Source organism: Psychrobium sp. nBUS_13 (genome assembly GCF_051201665.1).
GTDB lineage: Bacteria > Pseudomonadota > Gammaproteobacteria > Enterobacterales > Psychrobiaceae > Psychrobium.
The window spans coordinates 3,604,146-3,626,218 of the sequence record NZ_CP179210.1 but is presented as its reverse complement, the minus strand read 5'-3'; the positions used below and the strand labels follow the sequence as shown (position 1 = coordinate 3,626,218).

22 protein-coding genes and 1 pseudogene are annotated in these 22,073 nt (G+C 40.9%); 10 read left to right on the top strand and 13 right to left on the bottom strand.

Annotated features, from left to right (window positions below):
* Positions 1–22: 22 nt before the first annotated feature.
* From ACMAZF_RS16860 to ACMAZF_RS16845, 4 genes are all read right to left on the bottom strand, one after another.
* On the bottom strand, positions 23–289 hold the full coding sequence (locus ACMAZF_RS16860; RefSeq protein ID WP_435274898.1) for a hypothetical protein: 267 nt from the start codon (positions 287–289) through the stop codon (positions 23–25).
* A gap of 105 nt (positions 290–394) precedes the next feature.
* Entirely contained in the window at positions 395–694 is a 300-nt protein-coding gene (locus tag ACMAZF_RS16855; protein WP_435274897.1) for a YrhB domain-containing protein, read from the bottom strand.
* Positions 695–950: 256 nt separating this feature from the next.
* Positions 951–1,127: a hypothetical protein gene (locus ACMAZF_RS16850; protein ID WP_435274571.1), complete on the bottom strand. Its 177-nt coding sequence runs from the start codon at positions 1,125–1,127 to the stop codon at positions 951–953.
* Between the two features lie 382 nt (positions 1,128–1,509).
* Positions 1,510–1,938: an Lrp/AsnC family transcriptional regulator gene (locus ACMAZF_RS16845; RefSeq protein WP_435274896.1), complete on the bottom strand. Its 429-nt coding sequence runs from the start codon at positions 1,936–1,938 to the stop codon at positions 1,510–1,512.
* Between the two features lie 337 nt (positions 1,939–2,275).
* On the opposite strand from ACMAZF_RS16845, the gene ACMAZF_RS16840 reads away from it, so the two are divergent.
* From ACMAZF_RS16840 to ACMAZF_RS16820, 5 genes are all read left to right on the top strand, one after another.
* Positions 2,276–3,481: an aspartate aminotransferase family protein gene (locus tag ACMAZF_RS16840; protein ID WP_435274895.1), complete on the top strand. Its 1,206-nt coding sequence runs from the start codon at positions 2,276–2,278 to the stop codon at positions 3,479–3,481.
* Between the two features lie 386 nt (positions 3,482–3,867).
* Positions 3,868–4,881 carry an arginine N-succinyltransferase gene (gene astA, locus ACMAZF_RS16835; RefSeq protein WP_435274894.1) on the top strand — a complete coding sequence of 338 codons (1,014 nt, stop codon included), beginning with the start codon at positions 3,868–3,870 and terminating at the stop codon, positions 4,879–4,881.
* Between the two features lie 22 nt (positions 4,882–4,903).
* Positions 4,904–6,373, top strand: coding sequence for a succinylglutamate-semialdehyde dehydrogenase (gene astD, locus ACMAZF_RS16830; RefSeq protein WP_435274893.1), 1,470 nt, complete (start codon positions 4,904–4,906; stop codon positions 6,371–6,373).
* A 105-nt stretch (positions 6,374–6,478) separates the two neighbouring features.
* Positions 6,479–7,276: a DUF1338 domain-containing protein gene (locus tag ACMAZF_RS16825; protein ID WP_435274892.1), complete on the top strand. Its 798-nt coding sequence runs from the start codon at positions 6,479–6,481 to the stop codon at positions 7,274–7,276.
* Between the two features lie 227 nt (positions 7,277–7,503).
* Positions 7,504–8,283: a substrate-binding periplasmic protein gene (locus ACMAZF_RS16820; RefSeq protein ID WP_435274891.1), complete on the top strand. Its 780-nt coding sequence runs from the start codon at positions 7,504–7,506 to the stop codon at positions 8,281–8,283.
* 160 nt (positions 8,284–8,443) lie between these two features.
* Here the strand turns inward: ACMAZF_RS16820 and ACMAZF_RS16815 are convergent, their stop codons facing one another.
* Complete coding sequence (locus ACMAZF_RS16815; protein WP_435274890.1) at positions 8,444–8,728, bottom strand: hypothetical protein; 285 nt, start codon at positions 8,726–8,728, stop codon at positions 8,444–8,446.
* A 90-nt stretch (positions 8,729–8,818) separates the two neighbouring features.
* On the opposite strand from ACMAZF_RS16815, the gene ACMAZF_RS16810 reads away from it, so the two are divergent.
* Positions 8,819–9,049: a hypothetical protein gene (locus ACMAZF_RS16810; protein ID WP_435274889.1), complete on the top strand. Its 231-nt coding sequence runs from the start codon at positions 8,819–8,821 to the stop codon at positions 9,047–9,049.
* 2 nt (positions 9,050–9,051) lie between these two features.
* Here ACMAZF_RS16810 and ACMAZF_RS16805 read toward each other — a convergent pair whose 3' ends face one another.
* The gene (locus ACMAZF_RS16805) at positions 9,052–12,282 is read right to left on the bottom strand and encodes an ATP-binding protein (protein ID WP_435274888.1); all 3,231 of its coding nucleotides are present in this window, start codon (positions 12,280–12,282) and stop codon (positions 9,052–9,054) included.
* A gap of 192 nt (positions 12,283–12,474) precedes the next feature.
* Here ACMAZF_RS16805 and moeA point away from each other — a divergent pair, with 192 nt between their 5' ends.
* From moeA to ACMAZF_RS16790, 3 genes are all read left to right on the top strand, one after another.
* Complete coding sequence (gene moeA / locus ACMAZF_RS16800; RefSeq protein ID WP_435274887.1) at positions 12,475–13,719, top strand: molybdopterin molybdotransferase MoeA; 1,245 nt, start codon at positions 12,475–12,477, stop codon at positions 13,717–13,719.
* 4 nt (positions 13,720–13,723) lie between these two features.
* Positions 13,724–14,479, top strand: coding sequence for a molybdopterin-synthase adenylyltransferase MoeB (moeB, locus tag ACMAZF_RS16795; protein ID WP_435274886.1), 756 nt, complete (start codon positions 13,724–13,726; stop codon positions 14,477–14,479).
* Between the two features lie 114 nt (positions 14,480–14,593).
* A complete protein-coding gene (locus ACMAZF_RS16790; protein ID WP_435274885.1) occupies positions 14,594–15,565 on the top strand; it encodes a questin oxidase family protein in 972 nt (323 codons plus the stop codon).
* Here the strand turns inward: ACMAZF_RS16790 and ACMAZF_RS16785 are convergent.
* The 6 genes from ACMAZF_RS16785 to ACMAZF_RS16760 all read right to left on the bottom strand — a co-directional run bounded on the left by ACMAZF_RS16785 (position 15,562) and on the right by ACMAZF_RS16760 (position 21,159).
* Complete coding sequence (locus tag ACMAZF_RS16785; RefSeq protein WP_435274884.1) at positions 15,562–16,455, bottom strand: phosphoribulokinase; 894 nt, start codon at positions 16,453–16,455, stop codon at positions 15,562–15,564. The genes ACMAZF_RS16790 and ACMAZF_RS16785 overlap by 4 nt on opposite strands.
* Positions 16,456–16,525: 70 nt before the next feature.
* On the bottom strand, positions 16,526–16,750 hold the full coding sequence (locus tag ACMAZF_RS16780; protein ID WP_435274883.1) for a YheU family protein: 225 nt from the start codon (positions 16,748–16,750) through the stop codon (positions 16,526–16,528).
* Positions 16,747–17,736: a hydrolase gene (locus ACMAZF_RS16775; protein ID WP_435274882.1), complete on the bottom strand. Its 990-nt coding sequence runs from the start codon at positions 17,734–17,736 to the stop codon at positions 16,747–16,749. Before ACMAZF_RS16775 ends, ACMAZF_RS16780 begins: the two co-directional genes overlap by 4 nt.
* 83 nt (positions 17,737–17,819) lie before the next feature.
* Positions 17,820–18,710, bottom strand: a complete 891-nt coding sequence (locus ACMAZF_RS16770) for a nucleotidyltransferase family protein (RefSeq protein ID WP_435274881.1) — start codon at positions 18,708–18,710, stop codon at positions 17,820–17,822.
* A gap of 1 nt (position 18,711) precedes the next feature.
* On the bottom strand, positions 18,712–19,212 hold the full coding sequence (locus tag ACMAZF_RS16765) for a TIGR02444 family protein (protein ID WP_435274880.1): 501 nt from the start codon (positions 19,210–19,212) through the stop codon (positions 18,712–18,714).
* Positions 19,213–19,215: 3 nt separating this feature from the next.
* Entirely contained in the window at positions 19,216–21,159 is a 1,944-nt protein-coding gene (locus tag ACMAZF_RS16760) for an ABC transporter ATP-binding protein (RefSeq protein WP_435274879.1), read from the bottom strand.
* 106 nt (positions 21,160–21,265) lie between these two features.
* On the opposite strand from ACMAZF_RS16760, the gene ACMAZF_RS16755 reads away from it, so the two are divergent.
* Complete coding sequence (locus ACMAZF_RS16755) at positions 21,266–21,469, top strand: YheV family putative zinc ribbon protein (protein WP_435274878.1); 204 nt, start codon at positions 21,266–21,268, stop codon at positions 21,467–21,469.
* A gap of 32 nt (positions 21,470–21,501) precedes the next feature.
* On the opposite strand, the pseudogene ACMAZF_RS16750 reads toward ACMAZF_RS16755, so the two are convergent.
* Positions 21,502–21,903, bottom strand: a pseudogene (locus tag ACMAZF_RS16750) (methyl-accepting chemotaxis protein).
* Positions 21,904–22,073: the final 170 nt, after the last annotated feature.

Below are 22,073 nucleotides of genomic sequence, written 5' to 3'. Positions count from 1 at the left end.
AATTTGCCTTGTTAGGTATACATTACTCACTGTATTCAGATAAATACAATTTCATACCTAGTTCCCCCATTATACTCATAGCTTTAGGGGATAAAATTGCACCACCGCCACAAGCATTTTCTCTAATAGAAAAGCCAACGTCGGCAATATAGCTTGAAGGGGTTAAATTTAAAGGGTTTTCCAACAACCAACTTTCAAGTTCTTGAATCTGAACAGGAAGCTCCCAATGGTCTTTTGCTAAATGAGCTAGCTTTTCATTCGAATGTTCAACTTTGATATAAATTGGCACTCAAGCTCCCTGTATACCTAACGCCACCAACACGCGTAGCTTTGTAATGAAGGCGAAGCCGCAATGAAAAAGCTATCGCCGTGCTTGGTCTTGTTATGTGCTTGCCTATAATTTTTGCTCATACTCGTTTATGTAATGTTCAATATCATGAGCTGTACCAGTGTAAGTAAGCAGGCCATTATTTTTGTTAATGATAATGGGGGCATTTCCGCCTACCATATCTCGAAAATCACCTGACTCGATAAAGGCCTGGCTTTGGTAAAAAAATACCCATCCCCACTCTCTCTCGATTGTCTCATCATCAAGAACGGCACACGGTGTTGAACTAAAGTCAGTATTCGACTCTAACTCTTTTTCTACAATTATTTTTGCTTCTTCTCGATTCATATTAATCTGATGGCACATAACGAGGCTGTAGAATTTATCATTCAAGAAAAACAGCCATTAAATTTTGATTAATTTACACTAAAAACCGCGCATCTACGCGAAATCTAATGTTATATGAGAGTGATTTATGAAATAAATCACTCTCATCAACGTAGTTTTTGGCTCTGGAATCTAAGATTTATAAATTCTACAGCCTCAACGCCTTTGTAACAGGCTAATTTTTGTGAAGCAGTTTGTGTGATACTGACGCGCAGCGGCAACACAAAATGCGTAGCTAAAATTTGTCCTTGTTGACAAACTTGTTATGTTTTGATGCCTGATATTTCTCAGATATTTTTTCCAACGAGGTCTTTTTACCCTTGAAGAATTGCACAAAGTTTATCAAGGCAAAGCCTTCAACAAAGTGACCGATAATAACCAATACTAATAGTAACCCACCAATCAATTCCACGTTTCTTCTCCTTCATTGGTCAAGTTTTAATACCTTTAAGTTTAACTACCAGATATACAGTTAACGCAAAATGAAACGCAGCATGTATGAACTGACCAGTATACAAAAATATCGATATTACTACGGTGCTTTCGCAAATAATAAATTTCTGAAAAAAATTCAACAGTACTCCTTAGAAACATAACAGCTTATTCTACCGCAAACACTGCGATATATGTTCGCGACGAAATGCCGACGTTGAGCTTCAATCTACTTGTAGTTTGTACTAAATACAACAGTTTATAATTATTAGTAAGAATTATAATGAGTAAAATCAAGAAAGAGTAATGCAAATGCCGCAACTTTCGGTGTTGTTATTCAACTGGCTTAATATACAGGGTAATTATCGTTTTAATTTCGTCGCCAAAATAACAGATGAATTCGTTCGTTCCACCCCTTCCAAATTACCAATTTCTTCCAATACCGTATTCAACTTATTAAGTGACTGCGCTTGTACGACGGCGATGAGATCGTATTCGCCGCTGATGACGTGTAAGTCGACGATTTGTGGGATGCGCTGTAATTCAAGATTGGTTTTTGAGACTAGCTTAGGACTTTCTTTGATCAGCACATGAGCGGAAACAATGTCGTCGAGGTATTCGCTGCCGTAGTCGACGCTATAACCTCGGATGATGCCGCTTTGTTCAAGTTTGGTAATTCGATTTTGTACCGTCGAGCGTGACAAATGTAAAGCGCGGGCGAGATCTGAAACACTGGCGCGGGCGTTTTCTCGCAGCAGGGCTAATAGCTCTTCATCTTTCTTGTTTATCATAATGACGATCTATTTGGTTAAATTGATAGTTAATGTGGTTAAAAGTATCATATCGACACTACAAATTGAATGATTGTCACGACATAATAGAAAGCAATTTTGGTTTTAGTGATACGAAGAGCTGTTTCGCTAGAATTAACCTTTTTAATTATTAGAATTATTTATCCATAGTGGTTGGATACGCGTGAATTTAGAGTGAGCATAAAGTGTTAGCAGCAAGGCGCCTGATTGAGCAATAGCTGGCTATTGGGATTGAACGCAACGCAGTTGATGGCAGTTTAGACCACTATAAAACATGCATCTTCAATGACTATGGATATCAGATAGGAAAACAATTATGACAGTAACAAGAGCATTATTTGACGAAGTAATGGTACCTAACTACGCACCATCAAGCATCATTCCTGTACGTGGTGAAGGTTCTCGTGTATGGGATCAAAATGACAACGAACTAATCGACTTCGCTGGCGGTATCGCGGTTAACTGTTTAGGTCACTGTCACCCAGCACTTGTTGCTGCTGTGAACGAGCAAGCGAGCAAAATCTGGCATCTAAGTAACGTAATGACTAACGAGCCAGCATTGCGTTTAGCGAAGAAATTAACTGACGCAACTTTTGCTGATCAAGTTTACTACGCTAACTCAGGCGGTGAATCAAACGAAGCGGCTCTTAAGTTAGCACGTCGTTGGGCATTAGATAACTACGGTAAAGAAAAAGACCAAATCATCGCGTTTAAGCAAGGTTTCCATGGTCGTACTTTCTTCACAGTAACAGTTGGCGGTCAAGAAGCTTACTCAGACGGTTTCGGTCCTAAGCCGGGCGCAATCGACCACGTTGCTTATAACGATTTAGAAGCACTTAAAGCATTAATGTCAGACAAGACGTGTGCGGTAATGATGGAGCCACTTCAAGGTGAAGGCGGCTTAGTTAGCCCAACTGACGAATTTGCAAAAGGCGTTCGTGAGTTATGTGATGAGCACAATGCACTATTAATCTTTGATGAAGTTCAAACAGGTTTCGGTCGTTTAGGTTCATTCTTCGCTTACATGGATTTAGGTGTGACTCCAGATATCCTAACGAGCGCTAAAGCACTAGGTGGCGGTTTCCCAATCGGCGCAATGTTAACAACAAAAGATATCGCTAAGCACCTTAAGCCGGGGACACACGGTTCAACGTACGGTGGTAACCCACTAGCGTGTGCTGTTGGTGAAGCAGTAATGGATATCATCAATACGTCTGACGTATTAGATGGCGTTAAAGTTAAAGAAGCACAAATCCGCGCTGGTTTTGAAGCGATTAATGCTAAGTACAACGTATTTAGTGAAATCCGTGGTAAAGGTTTATTACTAGGCGCTGTGTTAAACGACGAGTATCAAGGCCGTGCACGTGACTTTATGGTTGCTTCAGCAGAAAACGGTTTAATGGCACTAGTTGCAGGCGCAAACATTGTACGTTTCGCTCCGTCACTTGTTATTCCAGAAGCGGACATCGCTGAAGGTTTAGTGCGCTTTGAAAAAGCAGTAGCGCAAATCGTTAACGCTTAATAAGTATTGATGTTAAGAAATATCTGTCATCAATACTAATCTATTGAGTTCAGGAAATTATTTGGTGTGCTAGTAAGGTTTTTATCTATTTAGATTAAGCGAAAGCACACCAGTTACTTTTCTTTGACTCGCCAAAGAAAAGTAACCAAAAGAAAGGCGACCCGTGGTTTATCGCTGAATCTTAAATGACAAATTGCCGATTCAATACCGTATTTGATCCGCATCCCTGCGGCAAATACTCAAAAATCATCCCTGATTTTTGCATTGGTCAATTTCTAATTTAAGGCGATAAAAGACGGGGGTTGGCCGCGTTGATAATTTTCGAATTATCTTAAATGACAGATGTTATTGATATTTGAAGCTTAATTGCTATTTGAGGAATAATAATGCTAATTATCCGTCCAATTACCAGTGATGATTATCCAGCGTTAATGCAAATTGCCATTGATACTGGTGTTGGTTTCACGTCTTTACCAATTAACGAAGATTTGTTGCGCTCTCGTATCAGCCACTCAGAAGAGTCTTTTGCTGCACACGTTGATAAGCCCGGCGAACAAGGTTACTTGTTCGTTATGGAAGACACTGAGACAGGTGAAATTGTTGGTACTAGTGGTATTGAAGCGTCAGTGGGTTTAGACAGTGCTTTTTATCATTATCACCTTGGTAAGGTTGTTCATTCATCGCAAGAATTAAACCTGCACAACGTCATCAACACGTTAACCTTGTGTAACGATTACACCGGTGCTGCTGAAGTATGTACGCTGTTTTTACAAGAGAAAGCGCGCTTTGGTAACAATGGCCGTGTGTTGTCGCGTTTTCGTTTCTTGATGTTGGCAGAATTTGCTGAGCGTTTTGGGCAAACGGTTATCGCTGAGATGCGTGGTGTGTCTGACGAAGAAGGTCACTCGCCGTTTTTCCAATGGCTGCAAGAGCATTTCTTTAATATGGATTTTCAAACCGTTGATCACATGATGGGCTTGGGCAATAAAGTCTTTATTGCTGAGCTGATGCCACGTTATCCGGTGTACACCAACTTACTGAGCCAAGAAGCGCAAGATGTGATTGGTCATGTACATAAGAAAACGGCACCTGCACTAAAACTGTTGCAGCGTGAAGGGTTTGTACATCGCGGTTATGTTGATATTTTCGATGCTGGGCCAACGGTTGAGTGTGAATTATCTGAAATTAAATCGGTAAAACAAAGCAAGCGCCTTAAGGTTAAGGTGAGTGACGAGCTTACTGACGCTGTGCCGCACATTATTTGTAATACGGTACTGGAAAGCTTTAGAGCCATGGAAGCGCAAATCGTCATCACTGGCGACACGGCAATTATTACGCCGCAGCACGCTAGCGCATTAGGCGTTAGCGATAATGATCCAATTCGCGTGTTGGCAATATAGTTAGCACCAGAGGAGAGAAAATATGTCTCATCAAAATCAATTTATTAATGGTCAATGGGTTGCTGGTTTCGGCAGCGACGTTACCTCAGTAAACCCAGCGAATAACGATGTTATTTGGTCTGGTCAAACAGCGACAAGCGAGCAAGTTGACACTGCAATGACAGCAGCACGTGCAGCCTCTTTCGAGTGGGCACAAATCGGCTTTGAAGCGCGTAAAGCCATTGTTGAAAAATTCGGTGCATTACTGGTAGAAAACAAAGAAGAAATGGCGCATGCCATTGCGCTTGAAACGGGTAAACCGTTATGGGAAACACGTACTGAAGCGGCTGGCATGGCAGGTAAAATTGCTATCTCAATCAAAGCGCACAACGAGCGTACAGGTACAGTAGAAAACCCAGCGCCGGGCGCTAAAGCGTTTATCCGTCACAAGCCACACGGCGTTGTTGCGGTATTTGGCCCTTACAACTTCCCTGGTCATTTACCAAACGGTCACATTGTTCCAGCATTACTTGCAGGTAACACCATTGTATTTAAGCCAAGTGAATTAACGCCGCGCGTTGGTGAACTTACGGTTAAATTGTGGGAGCAATCTGGTTTACCAGCAGGCGTAATGAACTTACTGCAAGGTGAAGTTGAAACAGGCGTTGCCATTGCAAACCACGTTGAAATCGACGGTTTATTCTTTACGGGTAGTTCAAACACTGGTCACTTGTTGCACAAGCAATTCGCTGGTCAACCGGGCAAAATCTTAGCGCTTGAGATGGGGGGTAATAACCCGCTTATCGTTAAAGACGTAGCAAACGTTGATGGTGCCGTACATGACATCATTCAGTCGGCTTACGTTACAACAGGTCAACGCTGTGTATGTGCACGTAAATTATTCGTCGCTAATGGCAGCGATGGTGATGCACTGATTGAGCGTTTAGTTGAAGTAACTAAAGACATCAAAGTAGGTAACTTCGATGACGCTGAGCAACCATTTATGGGCTCAATGATTAGTGAAAAAGCAGCACTTGGTATGGTTGCAGCACAAAAGATGTTAGTTGAGAAGGGCGCGACAGTGTTAATCGAACTAACACACAAAGCGGGCACAGGTTTTGTAACACCAGGTCTTGTTGATGTAACGTCATTTGCCCGTGAATTGCCAGATGAAGAGCACTTTGGTCCATTACTGCAAATCATCCGTTATTCAAGCTTTGATGAAGCAATTGAATTAGCAAACAATACAAGCTTTGGTTTATCAGCAGGTTTGTTGGCTGATAGCCGTGACGATTACGATTACTTCTTCGCGCGCATTCGTGCAGGTATCGTAAACTGGAACAAGCAAATCACTGGCGCAAGCGGCGCTGCGCCATTTGGTGGTGTTGGTGGCAGTGGTAATCATCGTGCTAGCGCGTATTACGCAGCCGATTACTGTGCTTACCCAGTGGCTTCAATGGAAGCTGATGAAGTGGTATTGCCAGCAACGTTAACACCGGGTTTAACGTTTTAATTGATCTAGCGCGTGAGATTTTAATTAATTGCTCGCTATAATTAGCGAATCAGCCGATGTAAGCGCATCGGCTTAACCGAAATAAGAGAAAAAACAGGATAAGTTATGCATAACAATGTAGACGAGTTATTTGAACAACTATGGCAGCAGTATTTGCAAGTAACTCCTTCAGCAAAGAAAATTTGTCACCTATTAGGTAATGGCGAAGAGATCATTAACGATCATATCGCATTACGTACTTTCAACATTGCTAAAGTTAATCTAGAAGTATTAGCTGAGCACTTTAAGAAAGTAGGTTACGAAGAGAAAGGTCAATATAACTTCGAAGCTAAGAAATTAACCGCTAAGCATTTCGAACACAGCGACCCTGATCAACCTAAAGTATTCATCAGTGAGCTTCGTGTTGAAGAATGTTCACCTGAGCTACAAGCGATTGTGACTGATTTGGTTGCTCAAGTTGATGAGTCTGTGACGACTGCTCCTGAATTCGTGTACAACGGTGCACCTTGGAAGTTACCTAAAGCTGATTTCCAGACGCTAATTAGCGAGAGTGAATACGCTGGTTGGACTGCTGCTTGGGGTTACCGTGCTAACCACTTCACAGTGCACGTAAACAAGTTATCTGGTTACACTGATTTAGAGTCAGTAAATCAAGCATTAAAAGATGCTGATTACCGCTTAAATGTTTCTGGCGGCGAAATCAAAGGCAGCGAAGAAGTATTGTTAAAGCAATCTTCAACGATGGCTGATACGGCTGTGGCAACATTTAGCGATGGTGAGTTAGAAATTCCTTCGTGTTTCTACGAATTCGCTGAACGTTTCAATATGGCTGACGGCGAAGAGTACACAGGTTTTGTTGCGGCGTCTGCTGATAAGATCTTTGAAAGTACTAATGTCGGTTAATTTAGCCATTTGCTAAATGTCTGATGTTAAAACCCGCAGCCTATGGTTAGCGGGTTTTTTATGAGATTATCAATTATTAGAAAAATTGAGAAATTAGGAGGATTTACATTTCATACTCTCTGTATTTAAAGTAACTTATACTCGTAGCGTGCAAATATGCTATTGGAAAGCATTTTTCTATGCGTTTTTATTACAATGGATTGTTTATCTCAATGTGGTGAACACATATGAAAAAACTAAACCGTTCTTTTTATCTCTCGCTATGTACATTATTACTTGCCTCTACATCAGTTATTGCACTGCCAAAATTAAATATTGTGACTGAGTTTATGCCGCCATTACAGCTGGCTAAATCAGGGCATAAAATTCATGGTAAAACGGCTGAATTAGTCTCGGCTATCGTTGAAGATAGTGGGCTATTACATCATATTGATATCTTCCCATGGGCGCGTAGTTATTTATGGGCAACCACCAAACCAAACGTTCTTATTTTTCCTATTATTCGCACTGAAGAGCGTGAACATAAATTTCATTGGATTGGCAAAGTGTGGAGTTTTTCTGCACAGGTGTATCGATTAAAATCTAGGAGTGATATTAAAGCGAATTCATTAGAAGATGCTAAGAATTATAGCGTTGGTGTTTATCGTGAAGACTTTTTTCATCGATATCTAGTTAGGCAAGGTTTTAAAAGTGAACAGCTTTATGCTGTGACCGATATTGAGCAAAGTGTTCTACTTTTTTTACATGGCCGCACTGATTTAATTGTCATTGATGAATCTATTCTTGAGTACTATTTAAAGAAGCATCATCATACTAATAGTGAGGTTTTTTCTATCATGCAGTTGCCAGATGTTAAAGCTAATGATGCATACATTGCATTAAGCAAAGGCACTTCGCCAGCTATCATCAATCAACTAACCCAAAGTTATCAGCGAGTATCGACGAGTGAATCTTTTGCTGACGATATTAAACGACGTACGGTTTCATCTAACGCCAATACTCAATAAAGTTGCTAATACCAAGTTGACAAAGTTATTGCCCACTTTTGCTGGTTAAAATAAAATAAAATGAATGTTGCGTTGCTTTCAATCCCAATAGCCAGCTATTGCTCAATCAAGCGCCTTGCCTTCATTTTTTTTCCTTCGCAAAACAAGATCACAAACTTAATCAAATTGGTATAACTTTACTGCCTCGAAATTCAAATACACTAAGGTGAATTTCGCCATCGTCTTGTTTTCTTAACACTGAAATAGCGTTGAGTCCTGTCATAGTTTGTATTACTTGATAACGAGGTGTCGTCATTTGATATCCTCCTTCCGTGAGATACTTTATCGTATTTTTAAACAACCCCTCTCTACTGTATGTGCCGCCGTAAACTTCATGGACATAGATAAAATCATCGGTGTACTGTGCAAACAATGTATCAGCATCTTTGGTGGTTGAACCCTTCATTAAAACCTTATTTTGTAGTTCATTGTTCGTCGCCCACAGGACTCAAGTTATGAGTTTTATAATATTCACTTTCATCCACAAGATAAGCATTTGGCGGTATTAGAAGGGCAAGTATTTAAACAGAACCTACGTGTTTTTGAAGGTAAGATATATGGCCTTAACGAAGCACGTCAATTATGGCGCTATAACATTGGTGCTAATCAGTTTGATATTTTGAGCCAATACAGCACTGAGGTTACTCATTTGTCTGATATTAACGCCGCCGGTATTTTAGTTAACAAAGTTATCGACTTTAAAAAAGAACTGATTGAGTTTCAATAGACTCAGTTTTTTTCGGGTGATAGAGGTAATTCAATCGTAAATTGGACGCCTCCTTGTTCAGGGCTTTCACATTCAATACTTCCTTTGAACAATTGAGTAATTAGATTGTAAACAATGTGCATACCTAGTCCACTGCCACCTTTGTTGCGCTTGGTTGTAATAAAAGGTTCGTAGACCTGAGTGATAATTGATTGTTCGATGCCTTTACCATTGTCGGAATATCGGATGACAGCACTATCCGTTTTGCGAGTTACATGAATATAAATGTCGCCGCTTTCTCTATTCTCAAAGCCGTGCGTTATGGAGTTATTTACTAAATTAGTGAGAATTTGATAAAGCGGACCGGGATAAGATTGCAGTGTGATACCGTTCTCGCCTTCAATATGCAGTGCTATATTTTTGTTGCGCAGTAGTGGGTGAACCGCCAACATAATTTCTTTAATATACTCAGTAAGTTCTATTTCTCGCAGTGCTTCAGTGCTTTGATCGACTGCGACTTGCTTAAAGGTTGAAATTAAGTGGATTGCGCGTTCAAGATTAGAAAGCATTAATGAATAGCCTTCGTGTTGTCCTGCCAAAGACTTATCAAGCTTTGAAGCCGTTAGCGCTTTGTTTTCTACTAAATTAGTGAGCTCATTAATCGCATCTTTGTTATGAGTGACAGCGGTTTTTACAATACTGAGCGGCGTATTAATTTCATGCGCAACCCCTGCAACTAGCCCACCTAACGCCGCCATCTTTTCGCTCTCAACCAAGCTAGACTGAGCATGTTTTAGTTTTTCCATCGCACTTTCTAGTTTTTCATTTTTGGTTGAAAGTTGTTGAGTTCGCGCGGCGACAGTTTGTTCTAGATTGATTAATACTTGTTGGCGAATGCGATAGAACCAATAAAGTAATGCGCAAATAACCAGTAGATAGAGTGTTTTGCTAAACATATTCCACCACCAAGGTGCAGCAAGATTTACATCTAATCGATGAACTGGAGAGGTGAGGCCATTATTATTTTTGGCAAAAGCTTCTATCGTGTAATTACCTGGAGGTAATTTCATTAGATTAAACTGGCGACTGTCTTTATTCATTGCAATCCAGTTTTCAGATAGCCCTAACACTCGATACTGATAATCGACATTTTGACTGGCGGAGTTCAATGACGTGTATTTGAAGGACATAATATCTTGTTGATAATTCAGTTGGATTTCACGTAGAAATTCTACCGCTTGCGTCGCTATGTCAGGGGTTAATTTAGGTGAAATGACATTGCCTAAAACAGTCATTTGCGACAACGTAATTGCATTGAGAGTGTGGTCAATGATCAAATTAGCAGGGTCAAAATAATTAAAACCATTGGATCCACCAATAACGAGTTGGCCATCTTTACTGACTGCGACAGCGCCCAAGTTATATTCTAATCCTTGAGCACCATCGAGCACACTAAAGTTAGTCACGCCGTAATCTTGAGGATTTATTCGAGATAACCCGCCGCTGGTTCCTGCCCAAATAAATCCTTGTTTGTCTTTTATTAATACCCAAGCAGCATCATTGGCTAGACCCGTCTGTTTATTAATTATCTTTTTAAGCGTTAGCTTTTTGTCAACAACCATGATGCCGGCATCTGTGGATGCCCAAACTAAACCATTGTCACTTTCAACGACGCTATAAACCATATCTGAAGCTGCTCCAACAGATTTATTAAACTGGTGAAATGTACCGTCTTGAATTTTTATTAATCCAAAACCTAACGAGCCAGCCCATATATCCCCATCAATCACTTCTAATGCATAGATGGATTTGAGTAACGGCTGATTTTTGGTTTCAAACATAGGAAGAAGCTTTTCTTGAGCGCTATCAAACCTAAAGAGTCCATTAAGACCAGCGACGGATATTATTTCACCTTGATAACGTGCTAAATCAATGAATCTGCGGACTTCTTTAGGTTTTGGAGTATAGAATTTAGTGACTTTTTTAGTCTCGAAATTATAGCGAACTACGCCGTCACCCAAGGTGGTAAGCCAAAGCTCTCCGTCAAAGAATCGAATGTCAGAAATTAATGCTAAATCAAACTTGGCTAATTCGGGGTAGTGAAATGAGGCAGGTTTAAAGCTGTGATGGGAGGCAATATAAAGCCCCTGAGAAGATCCTATCCAAAGTCGGTTTTGGTCATCAAATTCAAAAGATCGCATATCGTGATTAACAAATACGTCACTGCCAACGGTGTCTTGGTTAATATGACCCAGTTGATGACTGGTTAAATTAAGATGGCTTACGCCGTTACTGCCTGTACCTATCCATAATGTATGTTGATCAACAACTAACAACGACAAGATATTGTTGTCTGCAATGCCAGATGATTTATTTTCTGGCTGAGTATAATGATGGATAATGTTGCCAAATAAGTCATAGCGATGAAGTCCTTTCTTGCTAGCAATCCACAGAGAGTTCTTTAGTACAGCAATATCGTTAATTGCACGATACGGTCCCTCATTAACTGATACGTGCCAATCATGCGTTTTGAAATCACCTTCTAAATTGTAGCGTTTGATAGAGCCATCTTGAAATGCCAAAAATAGCCATTTTTGATAATCAGAAATTGAATAGACATTCCCATTTAATAATTTTTCTATTTCAAATGTACTTTTTTTTTGTCTAAATAATCCGCTAGAACTCGCAAGGAAAATACTGTCTTTCGTATGAATTATTTCATGCACCTGCATTTTCCAACTGACTGATTCAGGAATGACTTCACCATTGTGGCTATTAATGGAAAAGAACCCTTCATCGTAACTGCCGACTACGACATTGTTTTCACCACACGAAAGGCTTGATATTTGATTGGAAGTAATACCACTATTGGCCTTGGTCAGAACTTGAGATTTTCCTGTTTGGTAATTATAACGACTGATGCCTGAGCGCGTACCAATCCATAAAATATTATTAGGCGTTGTACATAGTGACGAAATATAGGTACCAGCAAGTTCAGCTAATGCTGAGCCACTGTCGTTGAATTGGGTAAATTTATAACCGTCGTACCGGTTTAGTCCTGATTGGGTACCAACCCATGTGTAGCCTAGGTTATCGCGCGCCATTGAGAGTATTGCGGGTTGGCCGAGTCCATGGCGTTGATCAAGCGTAATAAATACTTCGTTGCTTTTGGCGAAAAGCTTAGCTGAGGCATTGGTCGAAGCTAGGCTTACATCACTTACCATAAGCAACAATAATATCGATAAAAATCGCACTGAATGTCCTAAAAATAGAGTGGATGAATAATAAGCATAGCAGTACATTTAAATTTATTATTTTTTTGTCGTAAAACCGGACGATTAAAATAATATTTATCGTTCTAAATTCGTATTTCAATAAATTGAGCACTTGCAATGATGGACTGTGGTAGCATTGAAGGCACTATTCATTGTTAATTTAATATCATCATGAGTTACTGCGATATATCCAATACCGACCATCCAATGTTGGCTTATGAAATTGCGTTGCAAGAGGCACTTAGTAGCGTTACATCAAGTCCAAAAATTGAATCTATTTTATTACAACATTCGCTAGGTCGAGTGTTAGCAAATGATGTCAAATCACCAATGGACGTGCCGCCGTTTTCTCAATCAGCTATGGATGGTTATGCCTTTAACGCTGCTGATTTAGAGCGTTTTCAATCATTAATAATCATTGGACAGTCTTTGGCGGGGCATCCGTTTGAGGGCGAAGTTACCCAAGGACAGTGCGTACGCATTATGACGGGTGCTGTTTTGCCAGTCGGATGTGACAGTGTGATCATGCAAGAAGAAGTTAACGTTGATGGCAAGCAGATGACACCGCAAGTTCAAGTGTCGTCAGGACAGTGTGTCAGGGCTTGCGGCAATGAATATCAACAAGGCGAGCTAGCGCTTAAAAAGGGTTGTTTGATCAGCTCTCGTCATATTGCTTTGTTAGCCTCTCTTGGCTTTCAGTCTATTGATGTCTTTAATAAGTTAACCGTTGCTATCTTTTCAACAGGTGATGAATTAGTTGAGTTAGGAACGCCGATTAAGCAAGGACAAATTTATGATAGCAATAGATATTCTTTGATTGCTCAGTTAGAGAAGCTCAATTGTGATGTTAAGGATTATGGCATTATTGCTGATTGTCCGGAACAAATTGCCGCAGCATTCAATATCGCCAATAGCGACGCCGACGTGGTTATTACAAGCGGCGGTGTATCGGTGGGTGATGCGGATTACACTAAGGAAGTACTCGCGAAATTGGGTAATATTGAATTTTGGAAGATAGCGGTAAAACCGGGTAAACCTTTGGCATTTGGTTATTTGAGTGATAGCGTGTTTTTAGGGTTGCCGGGTAATCCGGTGTCTGCGATGGTTACTTTCGATAAAGTCGCTAAACCTGTGCTACAAAAACTGGCTGGTGAGATAAGCTCAACGCCTCTACTACAAGCCGCTAGAGTGTCATCGAGTCTTAGAAAGAGAGCGGGTCGATTAGAGTTTCAGCGCGGTTATGCATCGACCAATGAGTTTGGAGAGTTAATCGTTTCGAGTACCGGTAGTCAGGGCTCTGGTATGGTTGGCAGTATGTGTGCTGCAAACTGTTATATTGTATTGCCGCAAGAGCAAGGCAATGTTGAGGCAGGTGAGACAGTGTTGATTGAGTTATTTGCAGCGAATCTAGCCTAATTATATGACGAAAGATATATTAAGCCCGAATCAAGAACGCCGCTATGCGAGGCAGATTAGCTTGCCAAGTGTAGATTTTGACGGGCAAGAAAAACTACAGTTAGCGAGTGTTGCGGTTGTTGGTGTTGGTGGCTTAGGGTGTAGTGCTGCGCAATACCTTGCGGCCAGTGGCGTTGGCACTTTAACGCTGGTGGATTTTGATGAGGTTGAATTATCGAATTTACAACGTCAGGTACTTCATCAAACAGTTGATATTGGCGTTAATAAGGCAGAGTCAGCTGCGCAAATTTTACGATTAAATAATCCAGAAATTACTATCAATGCAGTGCCTAAGAAATTAGATGCTAAAGCGCTAGAAGCGTTATGTTTGGGTCATGATGTTGTTGTTGATTGCACTGATAATTTAGAGATTCGTCAACAGATTAACCAATCATGCTTTATTAATAAAACACCACTTGTTTCCGCCGCCGCTATTCGTCTCGAAGGAATGGTGACAGTGTTTGATTACCAAGATAAATCACCATGCTATCACTGTTTTAGCCAGCTATTTGGTGAGCAACAGCTTTCTTGTTTGGATGCTGGCGTTCTTGCGCCAAGTGTTGGCATTATCGGTGCTATTCAGGCGTGTGAAACCATTAAAGTGGTTATTGGTATTGGAGAAACGTTAGTCGGGCGGTTATTGATTGGTGACTTTTCAACGATGACTTTTCGAGAAATGAAGCTGTCTAAAAGTCATTCTTGTTCCATTTGCAATACTTAAGTGCTTATTTTTAAGATTTTTTCAACCTTCATAAATTAAATCCTCAACTAAAATTAACGCTATGTTGTTAATTTAAGATGGATACTTTCTATAGGTTCATCGTTAAGGATTTCTATGAGCCAGTCGTATTACAGCAGTATCGCTAATACCTTCCAAGATTATGCCGTTACGTATAATCATCGTCTATTTAATCACTTCCCAATGTCTATCGTTGCACTTGAGCGTTTTGGCGCTTCTACTGAGCAATTAGAGGCATTTCGAGAGTACTATTTTGAACGTCTAGTGCACATGCCGAGTTCTCAGTCTGACAATCAAGAGGAATTAAATGAGTTTGCTGCTATAGAGCAACAAACAGAGTTAATTTTGTCGCAATTAGAGCGTGATGGCATTGAAGAAACGTTAAAATCTAGTCTTCCAGCACTACTGGTAGGCGTAGGTGCTGGAAATTTTTACGCGATTAATCGATTGGCTTATGCGGTAAACCAGAACAATCAAAATGATATTGCAGTCTCATTAGCACTGTGGGAAACACTTCATTTACCGTTAGGGGAATTGGGAGAAACAGTACTAAAACGTCCTACTAGCCTATTAAGAAATGTGAGTAAGTGTATTGGTCATATACGATTTGGCGCAGGCAATACCACCGACAGAATGACAAGTGTTACTACGTTAATTGATTATCAAACGACACCGCATCAACCTGAAGTTATTGATTTTGAATCCATTGCCAATGCCGCTGCAACTATTTATAAAATGAGTGGCGACTTCACGATGCTCCACAGTGTGACAGCATGTTATTCGTTTAATCAATTAACGAAATATATTGAGGATGAATCATTAGGACTGCGTTATTTATGGCAGGCAATTGTTGTTGCGTATTTGAGTGCTGGCAGCCCGGCAATGACGAACGTGGAAAAGCCGGAACTTTTACCATGGCCAGAAATTGTTGAGTTTTGTTGTGGCACCCACAATGAGCATTTAATTGAGTTGTGTTATGCATGTCGGCACTTACATGAATTATCAGGTAAAGAGGTATTTCATCAAGTGGCCGCACATTATGTGACGCTGTATAGTGAGCCGGCTTAGCCTTGCTGTTCGAGCCGTTGCTTAGCGAGTTTTTTACGTTCAACTAGGCGACGAATGACCGGCGTTAAAATCAACTCCATTGCAAGTTTCATTTTGCCACCTGGAACGACTAAGGTGTTGATTCTTGACATAAAAGATCCTTCAATCATCTGTAGGTAATAAGGGAAGTCAGTCGATTCAACACCACGGAAACGAATAACAACAAAACTCTCATCCAAACTTGGAATGTCTTTAGCACTAAAAGGGTTTGACGTATCTACCGTTGGAACCCGCTGAAAATTGATGTGTGTGCGAGAGAATTGTGGCGTGATGTGATTAATGTAATCGTCCATGCTACGGACAATAGAATCCATTACTTTTTCTCGGCTATGCCCGCGATCATGCGTATCGCGAATGATTTTTTGAATCCATTCCAAATTGACAATTGGTACCATGCCGATGAGTAAATCAACGTGCTTGGCTACATCATTCTCATCGGTTACTGCGCCGCCATGAAGACCTTCATAGAACAAAACATCACTATCATCGGCCAATGCCTGAAATGGCGTAAATGTCCCAGGCATTTGATTGTAAGGAACAGCTTCGTCAAAAGTATGTAAGTAGCGACGAATTTCACCTTGGCCAGTTTCACCATAGGTTTTAAAAAAAGATTCTAGCAGTGCAAAGTCATTAGCTTCAGGACCAAAGTAAGAAAGGCTTTTATTCTCTTCTTTGCATTTTCGAATTGCCAAATCCATTTCTGGTCGCGTGTAACGGTGAAAACTATCACCTTCAGTGTAGGCAACATTAACATCAAGCTTTCTAAAAATGTGCTTAAACGCTGTGGTAGACGTAGACGTACCCGCACCAGATGAGCCGGTAATGGCGATGATCGGATGAATTTTAGACATGGTTGTTACCTAAATGTTAAAGTCAGTCGCACAGTTAACCAATAAAAAAGAGTCAGGTCAATCGCTGGCGTTACTTTTGATTATCAAACTGAGCTTTTGGTAAAAGATTAACTGACTCGTGAATTTCTGAATAGACTAATACGATTTCTTGACGAATAAGTTGTTGTTTTAGCTGTTGCATTTGCGTTTCAAGTGGTACTTCATGTTCACCGTAGTCAGTGCCTTCACGCAACACATGCTCTTTGATAATGTTGTCTAGCGTTTCTGGTGGTATTGAATCAACAGGAATTATCATGCTTGATATATCTTCTTAAAAAATTCGGCGATGCGGCTTTCTACATAAAAGTGTGGACGCCAAGGAAACTTCCCACCAATGAAACCAACATGACCACCTTTATTGGTCAGCTCGTATTCAATTTGAGTTGATAACTGGTGTGGCTCAGGGATCACTGCGTGAGTCATAAAAGGATCGTCTTTAGCATGCAATATTAGGCTTGGCACAGTGATGTTGTTAAGAAACTGCATCGCACTGCACTTTTTGTAGTAATCATCAGCATTTTTAAAGCCATGAAGCGGCGCTGTGACTTGTTCATCAAAGGTTTTAAACGTCGAAATACCGTCAACACCATCTGCCATTTTAAGCTTTGAGATAAGTTCAGGCATTATTTCGACTTTCTTGCGTAAATTACGCTTCATTCGTGACAAGAGATGATGTTGATAAACACGAGAGAATCCTGTTTTTAATCGCACTTCACATGCTGATAAATCAAGAGGTGGAGAGATAGCCGCCGCGCCACATAATAGAGAGTTCTCTTTATATTTACCGAGGTATTTCAGGAGCATATTTCCACCAAGGCTGTAGCCGGCCGCAAATAATTTTGCGTTTGGAAATCGCTTCGTTAAGTATTCAATAAAATATCTAGGATCGTCTGTTTCACCAGAGTGATAAGCACGAGGAAGGCGATTAGGTTCACCAGAGCAGCCACGAAAATGCATCATCACACCAGGCCAGTTATGATCTTTTAAAGACTTTAATAAGCGATACGCATAGTGGGATTTTATAGAGCCTTCAAGACCATGAAAAAGTACAAGTAACGGACCGGTATATTGCTGTTCGAGTTTTTGAGTCCATATGAGATCAACAAAATCTCCATCATCTAATTCTAAACGTTCAGGGGTGCCAACAGGTTTTTTTCGGCTAGTAAGAAGATCGGCAAAAATGGTTTGCACATGCGGATTTCTAGCCCACCACGCGGGTTTAAATTGACTGGGTTTATACATGAATATCTATAGCTATAAAGACTCTCTTTAACATGGTGTAAATATAGCAAATAAATAGCGATTCGAATACCACACAATTGATGCTAACCACGTTGCTGATAAAATGCGGCTTCTTGTGTTGGCAAGTTATCTAATTGATTGGCAACCCATTGTTTGTCCGCGGCATAGGTTAATCCAAACCATTGTGAATCACTGCGATAAACGGAAATTTTCTGTTGCGACAGTGCTTGTTCAATCACATCAGGAAGTTGGCATTCGTCGTTAATTTTTGCCGTCTCAATAAACTGCGTAATGAATTGCGTTAACGCATCAAAAACGGTTGGCGTTAAGCACCAAAAATTCATCGAAACCAACTGTGACGATTCTAAGGTTATATTGTTACCGTCGATTTCACCTTGAATGACATTTGATTGCTGCGCAATGTTGTAACACTCTGTAATGGAAGCGAGCGAATTCTCGTTAGTCAACTGGCATAAACCGCGATTGACGCCGCCAAAATTTGATAATGTGTTACCGACATCATAGGCAACGATAGCCCATTGTTTTACTGATTGCGCAAAGTGTTGTTTAGCGGCAATAAACGCATTGGCTTCGTAATAGTCATCACCATTGGTAACCACAAAGCCATTTTTAATTAAATGGCGGCAGCTCCACAGCGCATGAGCAGTTCCTAGCGGTTTTTTACGCCCTGTCAGCGCTTGATTATTGGGTAAATCATCGGCGCGTTGTTCCGCGTATTCAATGGCTAAATCGCTGGGTAATTTATTGGAAAAGTGCTGGTCAAAGATGGATTGTGCACCGGGTGCGATGATGAGGACTGCATGTCGGCAACCCGCTTGGTAGGCATTGAAAATATTAAGTTCTAACAAGGTAATATTGTGCTCGCCAAATCCAGCAAGGGGTTTGTTGCCACCAAATCGCGACCCAAGGCCAGCAGCTAGAATTACTAATGAAAATGTAGAATCGTCAGTCATATTAATGCTCAACTCGTTGGCCTATAGCATACAGGCTAGCTAAATCGTCTTGGGAAAGTAATTCAAGCGGTACGCCGGAGACAATTAAACAGCTTAGGATATTCGCTTGTGCTTCTACATTGTGTGGTGGGAGTTCAGGCAAGCACTGAGTCAGTCGCCATTGTTCTTCCCGTTCTAATGCCAATTCAACCGTTAACATTGCTTGATATTGCTGTGATGTGATGGTGTCTTTAAGCTCACGGCGCAATTCGCGATAAGGTTTGGTGATGGCGGTTTGCCATTGTTTGGTTTGTGTCACGAGGCTGTGCATATCAAATTCATCGATGGCGCAGCCTAACGTTTGCGCATAGCCTGACAGCAACAGTAAATTGACGTTTAATCCGTAATCATCTTGCAGTTTTAATACAAGATCTTTTACTTGATCGTAAGCACCAAGGCTATATTGCCATAACGCTTCACTGTCTAATTTAATCTTATCTGAAGTATCGATATTGATATCCATGCGTTAACTTTCCAAGCTCTTATCAAAAGCGGTTTGTTTCTCTTCAAGCTGCTCTTGGAGTTCAAACCATTCCATTTCGATGTCTTCTAATGCCGAACGAAGCTCACCTTGATGTTGGAGCAGTGGTGCTAGCTTTGATTTGTTTTTCGCAAGATATAAATCAGTATCACTAAGCTGTGTTTCGATGTCACTTAATTCTTGTTGGCTTTTTTCCATCTGTTTTTCGATTTTATCGAATTGCTTTTTGATGGGGGACAATGTTGCTCTAAATTGTGCCTGTAAGCGTTTTAATTCTTTTTTATCAACGTTAGGAACTGCTTTTACACTGGTTGATTTTTGCGATGATATTGCTAATTTATCAGCGGCTTTCTGTTCTTTTTGCTGCTCGCTGAGCCATGCGTGATAGTCTTCCAAATCACCATCAAATGGCAATACCTGTTTATTATCAACTAAATAAAAATCATCGGTGGTCGCGCGCAATAAATGGCGATCATGAGAAACGATAACCATGGCACCCGTGAAGTTTTGCAATGATAGTGTCAGGGCTAACCGCATTTCTAAGTCGAGATGATTGGTTGGTTCATCAAGTAATAATAGGTTAGGGCGTTGCCATGTTAAAATCGCCAAGGCTAGACGCGCTTTTTCACCACCAGAAAACGGTGCAATTGGCGTGATCGCCATATCGCCAATGAAGCCAAAACTGCCTAGGTAGTTACGAAGTTCTTGTTCTGATTTATCGGGTGCTAAGCGCACCATATGTTCAAGGGCTGTGTCTTGTTTGCGCAACGAATCCAGTTGATGCTGGGCAAAATAACCAATCTTTAAATCGCCTGCTTGGACGATCTTTCCTGACTGCTGCTCAATCTCTCCGGCAAGCAACTTAATAAGCGTTGATTTACCGGCGCCATTACGACCGAGTAAGCCAATGCGAGAGCCGGGTACCAGATTGAGTTTGATTGATTTTAAAATCTGTACATCGCCATAACCAGCTGATAATTTTTCCATTTGGATAAGCGGTGATGGCAATTGGTCTGGCTTAAAAAACTTAAAACTAAATTGACTATCGACGTGAGCAGGACCTATTTCTTCTAACTTTTCTAAGGCTTTTAATCGACTTTGGGCTTGTTTTGCTTTACTCGCCTTGTAACGAAAACGGTCAACAAACGCCTGCATGTGTGCTTTTTCTTTCACTTGTTTTTCATGCATGCTTTGTTGTAATGCTAACTTCTCACTACGCAGACGCTCGAAAGCGCTGTAGTTACCGCTGTAACTAAAGGTAGTCTGCTGCTCAACGTGAACGATTTGATTAACGACGTTATCAAGAAAATCACGATCATGAGATATCAGTACAAGTGTGCCTTGATAGTTTTGCAACCATTTTTCAAGCCATAATACGGTGTCTAAATCGAGGTGATTGGTGGGTTCATCAAGTAATAATAGATCTGAGCGACACAGTAGGGCTTGAGCAAGATTTAAACGCATGCGCCAACCACCAGAAAAGCTTGAAACTGGCAGTGATAATTGGTTGTCGCTAAAACCTAAACCATGTAGTAACTCGCCAGCACGAGCTGCAATGCTATAACCGTTGATATTGTCGATAGCGGCGTGCATTTCAGCTATTTCTTGGCCATTGTCACTTTCTTCTGCCGCCGTTAGGCGTGTCTCGAATTCACGGTATTGCACATCGCCGTCGATACAGTAGTCTAAAGCACTGCTCTCCATCGATGGTGTCTCTTGTTTTACCCATGCCATTTGCCACTGGCTTGGAAATGAGAAATCACCTTGATCTTGGTGAATAACACCACGCATTAAGGCGAATAAGCTCGACTTACCACAGCCGTTCGCACCGACTAAGCCAACTTTGGCACCAGGGTAGATAGTGGCGTTAGCACTCTTTAATAGCTCTTTTCCACCACGAAGCAATTGCAAATCTTTAATGACAATCATGACACAACATCTAAAAAATAAATTACGCGGATGATAGCGCAATCGCGTCCTAATCGATAGCATGTTGTGCTAAAGTAGCCGCCATTGTAAGAATGAGAATTTTATTATGTCGATACAACGTAAAAAACGCTTTATTGCTGGTGCGAAATGTCCTAAATGTGGTGAACAAGATACTTTAAAATTGTATAAAGAAAATGATGTTGAAAAGATTGAATGTGTTGACTGTGGGCATAAACAATCTCAGGTTGACGACAAAGTTGCCAAAGCAGCTGTGCAGCCAACCGAAGTGATTGGTGTGTTTAAACCTTAAAGTAGTCGATATCTTGCTTGATACCAATTGCATTAAATATTTGCCCACTTGTACTTGTTAAAATTAACTAAAATGGTATCAATTTCACCTGTGGCATCGCCAGTACGTTGTGCTAATTGACGCACTTCATCGGCGACTACAGCAAACCCTCGACCTTATTCCCTTGCGCGTGCGGCTTCAATAGCGGCGTTTAATGCAAGTAAATTTGTTTGTTCTGAAATGCCGCGGATAACATTAATGATGTCACCAATTTCACGTGCTCGTAATACATTAACTTGAGAAACCGTCGCTTTAACAGTGGTCGAAATTTTCTCAATTTCTGTTGCAACGTTTTGCACTGCTTGGCGGCCACGTTCCGATAACTCTACCGTTGCTTTTGAATTGTCTTCTGTTTGACGGACTGTCTCTACGACGTTGTGAATGCTATTGCTCATTGAGTCGAGGTTATCTTTTGCATGATTAGTTTGCGCCACTTGCTTGTCAGCGGCTTCAAGCGCGTGCATTGACCCTGCTGTTACTGTGATTGCGCGATCAGACAGCTCAACAGACCCTAGTCATAATAAGTATCCAAAGAGAAAGGAATATTTTTACTCAGCTAACAGAC

What these genes read in the sequence shown, in the direction of transcription:
- ACMAZF_RS16855 (WP_435274897.1), bottom strand. Translation starts at nt 694, where the DNA reads ATGTGCCATCAGATTAATATGAATCGAGAAGAAGCAAAAATAATTGTA.
- ACMAZF_RS16845 (WP_435274896.1), bottom strand. Translation starts at nt 1,938, where the DNA reads ATGATAAACAAGAAAGATGAAGAGCTATTAGCCCTGCTGCGAGAAAAC.
- ACMAZF_RS16840 (WP_435274895.1), top strand. Translation starts at nt 2,276, where the DNA reads ATGACAGTAACAAGAGCATTATTTGACGAAGTAATGGTACCTAACTAC.
- astA (WP_435274894.1), top strand. Translation starts at nt 3,868, where the DNA reads ATGCTAATTATCCGTCCAATTACCAGTGATGATTATCCAGCGTTAATG.
- astD (WP_435274893.1), top strand. Translation starts at nt 4,904, where the DNA reads ATGTCTCATCAAAATCAATTTATTAATGGTCAATGGGTTGCTGGTTTC.
- ACMAZF_RS16825 (WP_435274892.1), top strand. Translation starts at nt 6,479, where the DNA reads ATGCATAACAATGTAGACGAGTTATTTGAACAACTATGGCAGCAGTAT.
- ACMAZF_RS16820 (WP_435274891.1), top strand. Translation starts at nt 7,504, where the DNA reads ATGAAAAAACTAAACCGTTCTTTTTATCTCTCGCTATGTACATTATTA.
- ACMAZF_RS16815 (WP_435274890.1), bottom strand. Translation starts at nt 8,728, where the DNA reads ATGAAGGGTTCAACCACCAAAGATGCTGATACATTGTTTGCACAGTAC.
- moeA (WP_435274887.1), top strand. Translation starts at nt 12,475, where the DNA reads ATGAGTTACTGCGATATATCCAATACCGACCATCCAATGTTGGCTTAT.
- moeB (WP_435274886.1), top strand. Translation starts at nt 13,724, where the DNA reads ATGACGAAAGATATATTAAGCCCGAATCAAGAACGCCGCTATGCGAGG.
- ACMAZF_RS16790 (WP_435274885.1), top strand. Translation starts at nt 14,594, where the DNA reads ATGAGCCAGTCGTATTACAGCAGTATCGCTAATACCTTCCAAGATTAT.
- ACMAZF_RS16785 (WP_435274884.1), bottom strand. Translation starts at nt 16,455, where the DNA reads ATGTCTAAAATTCATCCGATCATCGCCATTACCGGCTCATCTGGTGCG.
- ACMAZF_RS16780 (WP_435274883.1), bottom strand. Translation starts at nt 16,750, where the DNA reads ATGATAATTCCTGTTGATTCAATACCACCAGAAACGCTAGACAACATT.
- ACMAZF_RS16775 (WP_435274882.1), bottom strand. Translation starts at nt 17,736, where the DNA reads ATGTATAAACCCAGTCAATTTAAACCCGCGTGGTGGGCTAGAAATCCG.
- ACMAZF_RS16770 (WP_435274881.1), bottom strand. Translation starts at nt 18,710, where the DNA reads ATGACTGACGATTCTACATTTTCATTAGTAATTCTAGCTGCTGGCCTT.
- ACMAZF_RS16765 (WP_435274880.1), bottom strand. Translation starts at nt 19,212, where the DNA reads ATGGATATCAATATCGATACTTCAGATAAGATTAAATTAGACAGTGAA.
- ACMAZF_RS16760 (WP_435274879.1), bottom strand. Translation starts at nt 21,159, where the DNA reads ATGATTGTCATTAAAGATTTGCAATTGCTTCGTGGTGGAAAAGAGCTA.
- ACMAZF_RS16755 (WP_435274878.1), top strand. Translation starts at nt 21,266, where the DNA reads ATGTCGATACAACGTAAAAAACGCTTTATTGCTGGTGCGAAATGTCCT.